Genomic DNA, 13,020 nt, shown 5'->3' with positions numbered 1-13,020 from the left:
CGACACGCCGTCTAAAGCACCACGTTTGCGCCTATAGCCCGTGTCATCTCTATTGTTCGTTTGAGGTACCGCAGGAAGTGTTCCAGGTATGAATGTATATCCCCATGTTTCCTTGCCAATAGTTTTGATGTCGCTGTTTCCGCTCCCTTCAACCAGCTGATCCCAACCGTGGGGAGTTTCTTCCCATCCATCCGCAACCGCGGGAGAAAATGGACAGAGGAGAACATAGATTGCTAAAAGTACCGAATATTTTAACCGTACCCCGGTATATTTAACGCTCATGGGACTCTGCTCTTCCCTGTGTTTCAACCCAGCGGTTGTCGCGCCAGGTCATGAACAATGAGATTGTTGATTGATACTCCTTATCGCTCACCACGATCCGATTGCCCGAACATTTCGTACCATCAACAGCAGTAACGCTGAACTTGACTCCAATTGTATTAGGTGGGACATCGGTCTCATTAGCGGGTACAGGCTCAAGAACAAGAACATGATCAACTGTGAGCGAGTGACCATATGTCCAGCCATTGGCATAGTCATCATCAATCTTCTTAATTAGCGATTGAGCAAAACCGCTCTCAGCATCGGAAACTGCGGCGATTTCAGAAGTGTCTCCTGTGTTCCAGGCATAAGTTGCAACGGCCAGGTAGTGTTCTGCGGCTGCTTCTGCTCCTCGTTCTGTGTTTTCTTTGGCTTCCTCAGGTAACTCAGGCTTGGTGTAGGTGTCTGCCGCAAACTGAGCTGGCCGCACGAGGACGCCGTCGGGGCCGATCTGGTAGCCGCCCGACATGGCCGCCTCGCCCGATGCCGACGGGGACGCGGTGGGTGCGGGCTGGGTGGCGGGGGTTGTGGCTGCGACGCTTGGTTTTTCGCCCCAGGCCCTCCACCAGCCTTCGGCGACGCCGTTGATGTAGACGGCGAAGATGGCTCCTGCGGCGAGGCACACGTAGACCACGCGCATCGTCCAATAGAACGGCTCGACGTGCAGCCACGCCCAAAGCCGGGGGTGGGTCCCCGCGGGCGAGTTGTCGTCACCAACCCCCGGCCCGCTACCAGCCTCAAAGACCGCGTCCCGCGGCGCGGCGTCGCGCCGCAGCTGATCCTCATCCTCGCTATCGAGGGGGTCAAACAATGGTGGAACCGTCATGGCGTTGTACTCCTCCACGGTGAGGTGCCCTGCGGCGTGCCCCCGTCGTTGGAGGCGCGCCCTACTGTTTCAGGGTACGCGCAGAACCAGCATGAAACACTAAGAATGCTGCGCAACCATCACGCACATCCTCCCACCCACATTCCCGAAACCGCACGGATGTGCATAAACCTGCCCCGGCCTCGTCCATTCCTGTAGACGATCACGACAGGAGGCCGCCGAGTCAGTTACGGGGTGAACCCACCGAGTGCATCAGACGTTTCCTAAAGGAGCCGATCCAACGCCTCGCGGATCTTCTGGTCCTCCCCGGATCCGATCGTCGGCAGACGCAGGACGGGCACTCCATACGCGGACATGATCGAATCTTTGAGGCCGTCGCGCTTCTGCTGCTTCTGGCTCATGCCGTGGAATTCCCAGCCGTCTACCTCGATGGCAAGGAGAAGGCGCTTCGTCACACGCGAGTAGACCCCGAAGTCGAGCGCGCTGTCCCGGAACACGAAAGCTCGCTGTTCCTCGTTCAAGCGGCGCGTATTGGGCAATGCATCCCGCAGGAACACTTGGGTCTGATACCCAAAGCGCGCATACCTGGGTTCCGCGAGCACGTCTCGCAGGCATTGTTCCGCAACATTTTCTGCGGGCGAGCGCCGACGATCAGCCCACTTAACCAGAGAATACCGCTCGAGCGACTCGCTATACGCGTTGTAGAGGACGTCGAAAATGGACACGATGTCCGACTGGACGACGGCGCTCGGATCGTTCATCTCGATGTACTCGAGCAAGGCTCTCACGTTTCGGCTGAGCCGGACGCCCCCATGCGTGGTCACGACGACGAAGCGGTCTTTGGCTCGCGACACAATCACGTTCGTCAGGGCATCCGCGTCGTAGAAGTCTTGCGCGGCCGAGCGGTCGTTGGCATTGAGGACCGTGGACAGGATGATCGTGCCAGCACCGCGCCCCTGAAATTTGTGCGCGGTCTCCGCCAGCCATCGGGGATGAACCCCATCGCCGAGGTCGCTACGAATCTGCTTGCTCAGGTTCGTTGCCTGTGCCCGAAACGGAGTCACGACGCCCACCACGAAGTCGCCCGACTCGTCTACCCCCTCAAGCCCAACTCCATCCCGGATGTTGCGCATTTCCTCGAGATCGGTGACGATGTCGATTTCCCGCTGCGAGAAGAAACCACTGCCGTGCGATGGGCGTCTCGCATGGTTGCCGGGGGCAGCGTAGATGATCGCGAGCGGATCGGGGGCATCGTCGGCAGGAACGCGCATCGGAATGAGCTCGCCGCCGTAGTACATGCGATTGCAGAACTCGATGATCGCGGGATGGCACCGGTAATGTTCCTTGAGCAGAGTGCTCGGCACCTGCGCTGACTCCGGCATCATCTTGATGGAGTCGAGCAGCGAGAGCGAACGGACGTCGAAGCGCGGCGCGGGCGGCTCCTGCTTGCTTTCCTCCCACCCCTGGAAGATCGGGCCGAGCTGCTTGTCGTCACCAACGATGACAGCGTTACGGGCCTTGCTCAGCGCCGCCATGCCCTCCGGGAGCAGTACCTGCGACGATTCATCAATGATGATCCAGTCGAGCAGCGCTTCCTCGGCCAGGTTGTTCCGGATCGAAAAACACGTGGACGCCACGATGGGGTAGGTGCGCAGGAGGATCTCCGTCTGCCGCTTGAGCCGCTCGGTTGGACTGAGGCGGCTCGGACGCTCGCGCGTGAATCGGCTGAGCAAGGCGGCATCCAACGCTTCGCGTGAGTGGCGGCGATACTGCGCGCTCACCTCGACGAGGCCGTGGCGGGCAGCGCGGGCATCGGCTTGCTCGATGCGGTCGGATAGTTCTTGCTCGTGGGCCCGGTAGAAGGCGAGCTGGAGCGCCGACTGGACGTGCGGATCTCCCAGGTCAACGCCCTTCAAGGAGCCGTAAGCAAAGTAGCGACGCACCCGCTCGATGAAGCCCCGAGGACCACGCCCCACCCTCGGCGCGCAGCGAGCGAGGGCAAGCAGGTCACCGATGACCCCGGAGCTGCGCCGCGAGACAGCCAGATGAGAGATGTCCGCAATCGGGCGACGGCTCTCCTGTACCTTTTCCTCAAAAAGATGCCGCTCACGCTGAGCCGCCGTCAGCTGCGCGCGGATCTTCGGAATGTCTCGCGCATCCTCCCATAGAGTGACGAGGCGATCTTCTTCGACCCGCAGCGCAGCTTCGTCGGCTCCGGCAGGCGCATCCGACGACGCAGCGGACGCCTTGCGAACCCAGGCCTCGCGCCTCTGTTCAAGGACACCCTCACGCTCGTGGAATTCCTTGACGCGCTTCGCTTTCCCGAGGTTCGCGACGAGGAAGCCGTAGCCCTCCTCAGTCAGCTTGTCGACGACGTTGTCGACCGCAGAGTTCGCCCCCGCGACGACGCCGACGGTCTTGCCTTGCGCGATCAGGGAGGCGATGAGATTGAGGATCGTCTGCGTTTTACCCGTGCCGGGAGGCCCGTCGATGACGGAAAGCTGGTGTGTGAGCGCGGCTCGAATCGCGTTGCGCTGATCGATATTGGAGGGGAAGGGCATGATCAGTCGATCGCTCGCGCCCGTCTTCGTGGAGGACGTACCGGCGAGGAACGCTTCCAGGGCGGAACGGCGCGGTGCCTGAGGGAGCCATTCCCACACGTTCGCGAGGATCGCCTCGGGCAGCATCTTCTCACCGCTCACCCACCGCGGGTACCGGGCTGTCGGATCGAGCGTCGCCCCGGCTCGCCCTGCCTGCGCGCGCACTTCCTCGCGGACGTAGTTGAGGGTGGCGGCGTTTTGCCGATCCTCTTCCGTCGCGTACCTTACCCGTACCTCATCGTGTCCGTAGCGATGAAGTTTGAGTGTGCCCTCAGCCGTGCGGTACGCCAGTGTGTAGCGAGGATCGCGCGGGTGGCCGGAGCGGCGGAGCGTCCAGATGATTTCGACGTTGGTCCGGCGCTGGCCGCCGACACGAACCTCATCGAGTGCGTCGACTGTTCGACGCTCGACCTGGTCGTAGAGGCGCGCCCTCTCCTCGCCGTATGGAAACTCTTTGCTGCTGGTGGTGTAAGTGACGACGATGCGGTTACCGTCGCGGCGTGCCTTCGCGATTTTCCAGGTCTCGTCCTGCCAGGTCAGCGTTTTTTTATCGCGAATCAGTACGTGCATCGTGCGCGGATCAACGGGTTCCATGCCACTCCCCCTTGAGTTTTACACCCAGGATAGGCGACTTATCAGACCGGCGGTAGGTTGTTGAACACCCACGCTGCACCGGGTCGGACGCAGATGTGCATGGCCCGCCTTAGAGTGAAGGCATGGGCATGTCGCTTGTTTTTCTCCTCGTTGGCTTAGTGGTTGGTGCCCTCCTCGGGTACGTGGGAGCGGTGGCGCGCCGGGCGTCGACGCCTGATGAGACAGGCGCGCTGCGCGCGGAGGTTGCCCACTGGCAGGCGCGCGCGGAGGAGCTCTCGCGGCGCGTCGATTCCGCCGAGGCTCGCTCACAGGGCGACGCTTCCGTCCTACAGGCGCTCGCACCGGTGCGCGCGCAGCTGGAGCAGATGACGCAGCGGGTTGATCAGATGGAGCAGATCCGCGCGCGTCAGCACGGTGCCCTCGCCGAGCAGCTGCGGGAGTCCGCGAGGCGTGAGAACGAGCTGGCGCGCACGACCGCTTCCCTGGAGGGTGCTCTGCGGTCGCGGAGCGCACGCGGCACGTGGGGCGAGGTTGAGCTGGCGCGCATCCTGGAGGCTTCCGGAATGCTGCCGCACGTGGACTTCGCGGAGCAGCGTTCGATTGGCTCGCTCACTCAGGGACGAGGCCGGGGCGGGGTCACATCGTCGGGTGACCTCGGCCGTCCCGACGTCACGATTCATCTGCCCGGGCAGGGGTTCCTCGCGCTCGACGCGAAGGCCCCTATGGACGCTTACCTGCGGGCGTGCGCCGTTGATGAGAGCGGAGAGGACGCCGAATCTCGACGCCGCGCCGAGCTGTCGGCACACGCGAAAGCACTGCGCTCGCACGTTGAGGCACTGGCTGGACGCGACTACGCGCGGTCATTGGGCGCGTCACCCGAGCTGGTCATCTTGTTTGTCCCATCCGAGGCTGCCCTGTCGGCAGCACTGCGCACTGACGCGTCGCTCCTGGACGACGCGATGGCGCGGGGGATCGCCCTGTGCTCCCCAGTCACGCTGCTGGCGGTCGCGCGCACGTGCGCTACCGCGTGGGCGCGGACGTCGATTAACGAACAGTCGGACCAGGTGATCGCGCTCGGCCGCGAACTGTACGAGCGCCTCGGCGTCGTCGCCGGTCACATGGAAAACCTGGGCAAGCACCTGGCCAAGACCGTGGACTTTTACAACAAGACCGTGTCGTCCATGGAAAGCCGCCTCCTGGCAAGTGCACGGTCCGTGAGCGCGCTCGAGGAGGCCTCAAAAAAGACCATGACCGTCACGCCCATCGACCCCGACGCCGCCCAGGTCCGCTCCTTCACGAAGCCCGAGTTGACGGACCAGTAAGCGTTTCGGCGATCCCATCCAGCTGCGCGCGGATTTCGTCAAAAGGGCGGTCCAGGTCCAGCGTCGTCGCGCTGATGCGGTTGCCGCTCATGCGGTAGGTGGCGTCGGGCTGGACGTCCTCGCCGGTCGCAGCGTAGAGGAGCATGCCCGAGACCTCAACGCTCTCCCCCGCTCTCTCGAACGCAATCTGCTTGTTCTTCACGTACGCGAAGATCTGGTACAGGTTCCCCGAATGCACGGTCCTCTTGTCGAAGTTGCTTTGCATCGTGGACGCGTAGTACTTCGCGTCGATGATGAGCACTCGGCCGCGAGCGCTCAGCGTGATGTCGCTGCGCATGGCGGGCAGGCCCTCGGACGCCTCGTCGTCCAGTGCCCAATCGATGAAGGACGCGCTGGCGTTCAAACGCGGGTGCTCCTTGCGGTAATACTCGAGGATGAACTTCTCGTAGAGGCGACTCATGCGCTGCTCGTCGAAGAAATCCATCATGCGCACGGTGCCGTCGCTCTGGGTTTGAAGCAGCCCTTTGACGACGAACCAGCATACGGCCATCAGCATGCGGTAGGTGCGGTTGTTGCGGTCATAGCGCATGTTCCAGTCCACCGTGTGCAGGTCGATGTCGCGCACGTCCGCGAAGAACACCATGAGCTTCTTCAGGCTCTTCTTGCGCGCCCGTGAGATGTCCGAGCGTACGAGCAGCGCGACCGTCGCCTTGATGACCCGGTTCATCGTCGTGTCGACGCTGAACTCGTCGTAGGAGCACACCAGCTGGCGGCGCAGAATCGCCTGCGATTTCACGGACTCGGTGACCTCGATTTTGCCGCGCAGGGAGGAGCGCGCCTCGGTCCGGCTCACGTACTCCTGCCCGAGGCCTCGTTTGAGTTGCGCTGACACGCCTCGCTCGAGGATGGCGGCGCACAGCTCGGCCGCGTTGTCGAAATCCTCCGTGGCCACGGAACGGTAGCCCTGCTCGGTGAGTGCCGAGAAGGCGTAGGCGAGCATGTGGAAGACGTTGCGGACGCGAATCACCGCAGCGACCTGCGCAGCCTGTCGGTCCAGTCGCAGACCTTGCCGGGCTCGTCGAACCAGTATTCCTTGAGCATCGGGATGAGCTCGTAGTCCACGATCGAGGCGAGGGCCGCGTCGGTGCAGTTCTCGTGTTTCATGTTGCAGAAGTAGCTGTGTCCGATGCAGAAGCCCTCGCCGAGGGACTCATCCTCGGCGATCGCACGGTTGAGGGATTCCACCTCGCGCACCAGGGCCTCGAACCTCGGATTGCCGAGGCCGGCGCAGTAGTCGCGGAAGCCGTCGGAGTCGAAAGCGGGGCGCAGTTCCACGAAGGCAAAGCGGCGGCGCAGCGCGTAGTCGAGCATGGCGAGGCTGCGGTCAGCCGTGTTCATCATGCCGATGATGTGGACGTTTGCCGGCACGCAGAACAGTTCGCGGGAGTAGAGGAGCTGGAGTTCATTTCCGCGTTTATCGTTCTCAATGAGCATGAACAGCTCGCCGAAGATCTTGGAGAGGTTGCCGCGGTTAATCTCGTCGATGATGAAAAAGTAGTCGTTCTCCTCATCCTCAGCTGCCTTCTTGCAGAAGGAATAGAACGCACCCTTGACCAGCTCGAACCCCGCACCCGAGGGACGATATCCCTCGATGAAATCCTCGTAGGAGTAGCTCTGGTGGAACTGAACGAGCTTGACGCGCGAAACATCCTTGACGCCCATCATCGAGTATGCGAGGCGTTTGGCGACGAATGTCTTACCGACACCGGGCGCACCCTGCAGGATGATGTTCTTCTTTGTTTTCAGCAGGCCCACGATCGCGTCGTATCGATCGCGGTCCATGTAGACGGACTTTAAGAACTCCTCAGCGGAATACTCGGGGAATACCGCCGTCGATTCCTCGATGTCAACAGAATCATCACTGTCCAGAAATGAGGTCTCAATTCGCTTAACGAGTTCCTGGTTGTAGGTGATATCGGTGAGTGTCTTCATCGGCAAGCGCTCATCAAGGGGCCACTGTCCCGTGTGTGTCCAGCGAACCTCGCGGATGTTCGGGTAGTGACCGCCGTCCGCGTCGTAGACGTAGTCGCCCGTGACGATACCGCGGCCGATAATCTCCGTGGTGCCTTTCTTGACGAAGACGACGTCGCCCGGCTTCATCTCATTCGCGAACTGCCACAGGGCGTGGATGTCATTCTTTTGAGTGCCATTTTCGGGGTAGGTCTGAAGCATCTGTTGCTTCAGACCTTGTTTAGTCGCATAAGAGCTGAGATCCCCGACCTCACCCCACGCCAGCCCCATGATGCCGCGCGCGTAGAACTCGTCCCACATGCAGGCTCCTTCTCCGGGGGCGTAGAGCCAGTAGCGCACGGTCTGCACGCCATCGTCGCCGAGAGCCGTCGTCTGAGTTACGCCTTCCTCGTCTTTTTCTTTGTCGACCTCTTTACTCTCACGGTTGACTTGTTCAGCAACTCGCCACGCGCGCTCTGAAAGCTCAGGGAAGGACGAGTACTCGTAGGTTTGGGAGTTCAGCACCGACAGGATACTGTCGCGAATCACCAGATATTCAGCGGCTTCGGGCACTTTCTTTGTTGCCGCGAGCACAGAGCGAATCGATGAAGGCATCCGGTCGGGCAGCGCGAGGAACCAACGGTCACGCGAACTTAGGTTGACGTAGGTGTAGGGGCGAATCCAAAAGAGTCCCATCGTAACGTTCCAGCTGGCGTTGCGTTGTTGGAGAACAGCATCGTAGGCGCGACGGAATACTGCTTCTGTCTGACCAGTCGGCTGATCCGCGTAGGCCAGGGCTGCCGCGAACAAATCCCACAGCCTTTCGATATCTCCATCATCCCGGCGGGCTTGATCATAGAAGGTCGCGTTGATATTGAGCAGGACGGGGACGCCGACGAAATCATCATTGAGCGGAGCGCGTACGCCGAGGGCACCACCGATCCCGTTTGCAACCGCCCGACGCTTGGTATCAGCGAGGCGTCGATTGAAGAGTCCGTAGACCGTAAAGGGATCGATATCCGTCGGATCACCACTGGAATCGAGCGTCGGCAGAGCCATTCCGATTTCCGCGTAGACCTGCCGCAGAGTTGCAATGAGAGCCTGCCGATCGTCCTTGAAGGCGAGCAGTTTGTCCGCTAGTTCCATAAAAAAGCGCGGCCATGAGTACTGGCTATCCGTCGTCATGACGACACCCTACCATCGGGTGACCGGCGACACTATTCGGCTCGTACTCACACAACAGCAAAGCCGGGTCACGCTCTCGCGCGACCCGGCCACTGCCTCGTCAGACTGAGGCGTTTTAGGCGACTTCCACTGTCTTGAGCGGAACAATCCCACTCAACGTATCCCCCAGCGCGTCTTCGGCACGGTCGAGCTCGTAGCGCATCTGCAGGTTCATCCAGAATCCCGGGGTCGTACCAAAGTAGCGGGAAAGCCGCATCGCGGTATCGGCCGTAATTCCGCGCTTCCCGTGGACGATTTCATTGATACGACGGGGTGGAACACCGATAGCGACGGCAAGCTTGTGCTGCGTAATTCCGAATCCCTCGATGAAGTCTTCCATGAGGACTTCACCCGGGTGAATCGGAGCAATTTTAGTGGTAGTCAACGATCTCAACCCCTTCTGGACCAGCGTCGCCCCACCTGAAGCAGATACGCCACTGATCATTAATTCGGATACTGCACTGTCCTGCTCTATCACCGCGTAGATGCTCGAGCCGGTTGCCCGGAGGAATCCGAAGATCCTCGAGACGACACGCAGCGTCGACCTGACGCAACTTGCGCAGCGCGACGCGAGCGATGCGCGGATCGAGGGAAGGAACAGGCTCCCTCGCAAACAACCGCTCAGTCTGACGATCCCCGAATGACTGGATCATGACGTATACAATATATTGGGATGCGTTATTAACGCAAGGCGTTAAGTTGCATTGTCGTCAGGACCTCCTTTTCTGCACGCTAGATGCCCGGCAACAGCAAAGCCGGGCCACGCCCTCGCGCGACCCAGCCACGGCCTCGTCGCGAAGAGAGTTCTCGCGACCTCGTATCACTATTTGTCGCACGTCGGTGACACATCTCATTTAACGAGGTCACAGCGGTTTTTCAACCGACAGCATCCGACAAACAACGCAAGAATGGTTGCAGGGAGCAATGCCAGAGCGATCAGCAGGGCACACAAGCTGATCGCAGTGCCTACGACGACACATCACTGACCCGTTGCTTGAGCCGCGCATCACCCAGCGGCCCCCACCTCCGATTCAATGAAAGAGGCTCACATGAGCGACAACAACGAGAACGTTGACCAGGACAAGACTCCCGAGGGCCCCCTCCAGACCGACCACGGCACGACCACCATCGAGGAAAACGTCGTCGCTAAGATCGCTGGCATGGCCGCCCGCCAGGTGCCCGGCGTGTACGGCATGGGCAACGCCGTACGCCGCGCCTTCAGCGCCGTCACCGACCGCATCCCCACCACCCAGACCAACGTCACCGGCGGCATCACCGTCCACAAGGGCGAAACCCAGGCCGCCATTGATGTCACCGTCGTCGTCGAGTATGGCTACTCCATCCTCAACGTCTGCAACGACATTCGCAGCAACATCATCGACCAGATCGAAGGAACCACCGGCCTGGAGGTCGTCGAAGTGAACATCGACGTCACCGACGTCCACCTGCCCGAGGAGGAAACAAACACCTCCGTCTCTACCGATCTGAAGTAGTCGACCTCGACGCCTGGATCTGAGGAGTTCTCATGAAGACAACGCACCTGGCTCTCCTGGTGGGCCTGTTCATGGGGGCCGTTCTCGCGTTCGGTTCCTTCGCCAGCTTCGTCCTCGTTGCCCTGTGCGGCGTCGTCGGATGGGTAGTGGGCCTCTATCTGGAGGGCCGGGTCGATGTCCAACGTATCCTCGATTGGCGAAAGAGGTGACGAGCGTGGCCGCGCCTGACTCCGCGCTCACGCAGTCGAAGCCGTCGCGCGAGGAGGAATCCTCCTTGACGCAGCGTGGCACCACGACTATTCCGGACAATGTCGTCGCCCGAATCGCCGCTCAAGCCGCGTTTGAATTTGCCGCCGTCGGCTCGAACGCAGGTGGAGTCCTCGGGATTGGCTCACGTCGAAACTTCGGGTCTCGGCCCGAGGCCGCGTGCCAACTCTATGGGCAGCGCGCGATCCTCCATCTGGACCTCGGCCTCGTCTTCCCCACCCCCTTGTCCTCCACTATCGAGGACCTGCGCGCACACGTGAGCGGTCGCGTCGAAAAGCTGTGTGGGGTACGTGTCGCCAAGATGTCCATCAACATTTCGTGGCTCAACCCAAGCAATCACGTCAGGAGGAGCCTGAGATGAGAGCACCCGTACCGGCGCTCATTTATCGACCGACCCGGAGCGCATCTGCCACCGTCTTAGCATTGCTGCTCCTCATCGTCGGCGGATTCGGCACATGGCTGACGGGATACCGCCTCCTCACGGGGGCCTGGCCGCAGCGCACCGTCACCACGCTCGACGCGGTCGGCACGGTGTCTTTCAGCTCCATCGCAGCACTTATTACTGCCGGAATCGCAGCCGTATGCGGCCTGTTGATGCTTGTCGCAGCACTATGGCCTGGCCGCCCCAAGCACGTCGCTTTTCTTCCCGACGATATCCCCGGGCAGACGGCACTTCACCGTTCTGACCTGGCAATCCTCGTGAAGAGGCACGTCGAACAGCTCGCCACGATTCGGTCCGCTTCCGCCACCGTGCGCAGGTCACGAGTCGACGTTGTCGTCTTCAGCGACGCGGACGACTTAGACGCTGTGCGCGAAGCCGCGTCCAAGAAGGCCGACGAGGCCCTGGAGGTTTTCAACCCCGAGGGCATCACCCGCAGCCGTATCCGCGCCAAGCGCGTGAGCTGAAAGAGAACCGATTATGCGTTCAGTTTCTGCCACTCTCAACAGGGTTCTCCTGGCATTCTTCGGGCTGCTTATCGTCTGCGCGTCCGCCTGGTTCCTCGCGTCCGGCCTCGACGCTGGCCACCATCTGCCCGGCATTTCCGCGTACCTTGCCGCGGCACAGGACCACATCGGGGCGATTCTTTCACCTCGCGCCCACTGGCTCGTGCCGTGCGGTGTGCTGGCATCCGCGCTCGCCTTCGTCACCGGTCTGTTCCTGCTCCTCATGCAGGTGCCGCGCAGACCCGCGAATTCTCGGCTCAGGCTCAGCGGCTCCGATGGATCCCTGCTGGCGACTCTTTCTCCGGAGGTCCTATCGCAGGCCCTCTCCGAGCGCGTTCAGGACCAGCCCGGCGTCGAACGATGCACTGTCTTCGTCACCGGCTCCCCGAGCAAGCTCTGGGTTCAGGCGGACACGAGCATCGCGCCGGACTGCGAAGTCGAGTGGACCGTGCCCGAGCTTCGGAAGCTGCTGAACGAGGACGTGGCTACGTCTCTGGGGATGCCTCCCAAGCAGGTCGATGTCCTCGTACGACTAGTGCGCTCTGTGAGTTCGAAATCAACATCGAAGGCCGTCACGGGCCAGCCGTCGCCGGCAATCACTGGAACGGACACAGGCGCGTGAGACGTGGGGCAGGGCGGGCGTCGCCTTGCCCCACGTTTGTCGTAGGCAGGGCACCCACATTCACGAGGCCGGGGCTGGGCCAGACACTAAAGCCGGGCCACACCCTCGCGCGACCCGACCACAACCTCGTCAGAGTTCCTCTATCTCACTCGAAGTCTGCCAACACGCCCACGTCGCACGCCGCCTGACGTAGGCGCTTATCGCGCGTCCACAGCGACACGCCGGGGGTCACGACGACGCTCGCCAGGAGCGCTGCGTCGACAGCACTGAGCCCCCTGCCCCATAGCCGCCGCTCCTCAACGAGGTGCCGCACGCCGTGGTCGTCGACGTTGCGAACGATCATGAGGCGCTCGAGCGCTTTCAAAAACATCGAGCGATCCTTGAGATTCCCCAACGCGAGCTCGTTGATGACGCTCTGATGCACACACCTGGTCTCTCTCGAGCAGATCAACCAGAACAGGCCACACCCGCGTCGACCCACGCGGCTACAAGTCCTTCGGCAAGCGCCTGTCCCGCAAGATCGTCTGCGGCGACTGCGGACGACCGTTCGGCCACAAGACCGGCTCTTCATAATTGAGGGTGTGGTTGGGGTCTGAATCCTCCTGTTTCGAGGAGGCAGCGGGCGATGTAGTTGGTGAGGTTGCGCAAGTCCGAGTGCGGATCCGTGTAGGTGTTCGAGGCGTCCGTTGATTGCTTCGGTAGGACCGCCTGTGGTGTGGGGATGATCGAAGTAGGCCAGGATGTCCCGGGCTCGGCGTTTGAGCGTTCTTCCCCAGTGTGATGAGTGCGGTCAGGC

Annotated in this window: 13 protein-coding genes and 2 pseudogenes; 6 read left to right on the top strand and 9 right to left on the bottom strand. The window is 61.5% G+C overall.

Features of this window, described 5'->3' with window-relative positions:
- The 3 genes from O3656_RS10015 to O3656_RS10005 form a co-directional block, all read right to left on the bottom strand.
- Positions 1-282 (bottom strand): hypothetical protein (locus tag O3656_RS10015; protein WP_500063925.1); only part of this gene is annotated, 282 nt, incomplete at its 3' end.
- Positions 272-1,147: a DUF6318 family protein gene (locus tag O3656_RS10010; protein ID WP_500063924.1), complete on the bottom strand. Its 876-nt coding sequence runs from the start codon at positions 1,145-1,147 to the stop codon at positions 272-274. The genes O3656_RS10010 and O3656_RS10015, both read right to left, overlap by 11 nt.
- Positions 1,148-1,410: 263 nt before the next feature.
- Positions 1,411-4,341, bottom strand: coding sequence for an AAA domain-containing protein (locus O3656_RS10005; protein WP_500063923.1), 2,931 nt, complete (start codon positions 4,339-4,341; stop codon positions 1,411-1,413).
- A 122-nt stretch (positions 4,342-4,463) separates the two neighbouring features.
- Between O3656_RS10005 and O3656_RS10000 the strand changes: the two genes are divergently transcribed.
- Entirely contained in the window at positions 4,464-5,663 is a 1,200-nt protein-coding gene (locus tag O3656_RS10000; protein ID WP_500063922.1) for a DNA recombination protein RmuC, read from the top strand.
- Here the strand turns inward: O3656_RS10000 and mcrC are convergent.
- The 4 genes from mcrC to O3656_RS09980 all read right to left on the bottom strand — a co-directional run bounded on the left by mcrC (position 5,635) and on the right by O3656_RS09980 (position 9,550).
- Positions 5,635-6,690 carry a 5-methylcytosine-specific restriction endonuclease system specificity protein McrC gene (gene mcrC, locus O3656_RS09995; protein WP_500063921.1) on the bottom strand — a complete coding sequence of 352 codons (1,056 nt, stop codon included), beginning with the start codon at positions 6,688-6,690 and terminating at the stop codon, positions 5,635-5,637. The genes O3656_RS10000 and mcrC overlap by 29 nt on opposite strands.
- Entirely contained in the window at positions 6,687-8,858 is a 2,172-nt protein-coding gene (locus tag O3656_RS09990; RefSeq protein ID WP_500063920.1) for a DUF8426 domain-containing protein, read from the bottom strand. Before O3656_RS09990 ends, mcrC begins: the two co-directional genes overlap by 4 nt.
- A 115-nt stretch (positions 8,859-8,973) precedes the next feature.
- Positions 8,974-9,342: a HigA family addiction module antitoxin gene (locus O3656_RS09985; RefSeq protein WP_500063926.1), complete on the bottom strand. Its 369-nt coding sequence runs from the start codon at positions 9,340-9,342 to the stop codon at positions 8,974-8,976.
- Positions 9,269-9,550 carry a type II toxin-antitoxin system RelE/ParE family toxin gene (locus tag O3656_RS09980; RefSeq protein WP_500063919.1) on the bottom strand — a complete coding sequence of 94 codons (282 nt, stop codon included), beginning with the start codon at positions 9,548-9,550 and terminating at the stop codon, positions 9,269-9,271. The genes O3656_RS09985 and O3656_RS09980 overlap by 74 nt, the downstream gene beginning before the upstream one ends.
- A 396-nt stretch (positions 9,551-9,946) precedes the next feature.
- Between O3656_RS09980 and O3656_RS09975 the strand changes: the two genes are divergently transcribed.
- From O3656_RS09975 to O3656_RS09955, 5 genes are read left to right on the top strand one after another with little or no spacing between them, the layout of a single operon-like run.
- Positions 9,947-10,390 (top strand): Asp23/Gls24 family envelope stress response protein, encoded by a 444-nt coding sequence (locus tag O3656_RS09975; RefSeq protein WP_314275770.1) that lies wholly within the window; start codon positions 9,947-9,949, stop codon positions 10,388-10,390.
- Between the two features lie 32 nt (positions 10,391-10,422).
- Positions 10,423-10,599: a hypothetical protein gene (locus tag O3656_RS09970; RefSeq protein ID WP_009057414.1), complete on the top strand. Its 177-nt coding sequence runs from the start codon at positions 10,423-10,425 to the stop codon at positions 10,597-10,599.
- A 5-nt stretch (positions 10,600-10,604) separates the two neighbouring features.
- Entirely contained in the window at positions 10,605-11,018 is a 414-nt protein-coding gene (locus O3656_RS09965; protein ID WP_500063918.1) for an Asp23/Gls24 family envelope stress response protein, read from the top strand.
- Positions 11,015-11,563 (top strand): DUF6286 domain-containing protein, encoded by a 549-nt coding sequence (locus O3656_RS09960; RefSeq protein WP_500063916.1) that lies wholly within the window; start codon positions 11,015-11,017, stop codon positions 11,561-11,563. The genes O3656_RS09965 and O3656_RS09960 overlap by 4 nt, the downstream gene beginning before the upstream one ends.
- Before the next feature lie 13 nt (positions 11,564-11,576).
- A complete protein-coding gene (locus O3656_RS09955) occupies positions 11,577-12,224 on the top strand; it encodes an Asp23/Gls24 family envelope stress response protein (RefSeq protein ID WP_500063915.1) in 648 nt (215 codons plus the stop codon).
- A gap of 145 nt (positions 12,225-12,369) precedes the next feature.
- Here O3656_RS09955 and O3656_RS09950 read toward each other — a convergent pair.
- Positions 12,370-12,691: pseudogene (locus O3656_RS09950) on the bottom strand (VapC toxin family PIN domain ribonuclease).
- A gap of 100 nt (positions 12,692-12,791) precedes the next feature.
- Positions 12,792-13,020 (bottom strand): annotated as a pseudogene (locus O3656_RS09945) (transposase); the annotation flags it as partial.

This window comes from Pauljensenia sp. 27098_8_83, assembly GCF_041432695.1.
GTDB lineage: Bacteria > Actinomycetota > Actinomycetes > Actinomycetales > Actinomycetaceae > Pauljensenia.
This window is presented reverse-complemented; position numbering and strand designations above follow the sequence as displayed.

Bases quoted from the DNA above. Each gene is read 5' to 3' on its own strand.
- O3656_RS09990 (WP_500063920.1), bottom strand. From the start codon at position 8,858: ATGACGACGGATAGCCAGTACTCATGGCCGCGCTTTTTTATGGAACTA.
- O3656_RS10000 (WP_500063922.1), top strand. From the start codon at position 4,464: ATGGGCATGTCGCTTGTTTTTCTCCTCGTTGGCTTAGTGGTTGGTGCC.
- O3656_RS09960 (WP_500063916.1), top strand. From the start codon at position 11,015: ATGAGAGCACCCGTACCGGCGCTCATTTATCGACCGACCCGGAGCGCA.
- O3656_RS09985 (WP_500063926.1), bottom strand. From the start codon at position 9,342: ATGATCAGTGGCGTATCTGCTTCAGGTGGGGCGACGCTGGTCCAGAAG.
- O3656_RS09980 (WP_500063919.1), bottom strand. From the start codon at position 9,550: ATGATCCAGTCATTCGGGGATCGTCAGACTGAGCGGTTGTTTGCGAGG.
- O3656_RS09970 (WP_009057414.1), top strand. From the start codon at position 10,423: ATGAAGACAACGCACCTGGCTCTCCTGGTGGGCCTGTTCATGGGGGCC.
- O3656_RS10010 (WP_500063924.1), bottom strand. From the start codon at position 1,147: ATGACGGTTCCACCATTGTTTGACCCCCTCGATAGCGAGGATGAGGAT.
- O3656_RS09975 (WP_314275770.1), top strand. From the start codon at position 9,947: ATGAGCGACAACAACGAGAACGTTGACCAGGACAAGACTCCCGAGGGC.
- O3656_RS10005 (WP_500063923.1), bottom strand. From the start codon at position 4,341: ATGGAACCCGTTGATCCGCGCACGATGCACGTACTGATTCGCGATAAA.
- O3656_RS09955 (WP_500063915.1), top strand. From the start codon at position 11,577: ATGCGTTCAGTTTCTGCCACTCTCAACAGGGTTCTCCTGGCATTCTTC.